General features: G+C 56.1%; 1 pseudogene. It reads left to right on the top strand.

The features are described from left to right. Positions 1-262 (top strand): annotated as a pseudogene (locus SB771_RS35225) (ABC transporter permease); the annotation flags it as partial.

Below are 262 nucleotides of genomic sequence, written 5' to 3'. Positions count from 1 at the left end.
CGAGTATCAGATCATTCCCGCGTTCACGCTGAAGAACTACGCGGCGATTTTCAACGGCTGTTCGTCGACGACCGACCTGTGCGTGACCTTCAAGACCTATTGGTCGACGCTCAGGTTCTACGCGATCGTGTGGGCCACAACCTTGCTGCTCGGTGTTTCGATCGCTTATTTCCTCGCGTTTCATGTGCGCACGACGAGCATGCAGACGGTGCTGTTCCTCGTCTGCACGATTCCGTTCTGGACCTCGAACGTGATCCGCATG

The sequence above is a fragment of the Burkholderia sp. SIMBA_051 genome, from assembly GCF_046534915.1.
In the GTDB taxonomy this organism is placed as follows: domain Bacteria; phylum Pseudomonadota; class Gammaproteobacteria; order Burkholderiales; family Burkholderiaceae; genus Burkholderia; species Burkholderia ambifaria.
The sequence above is the reverse complement of the archived record's forward strand: the minus strand, read 5'-3'. Positions and strand labels throughout refer to the sequence as shown.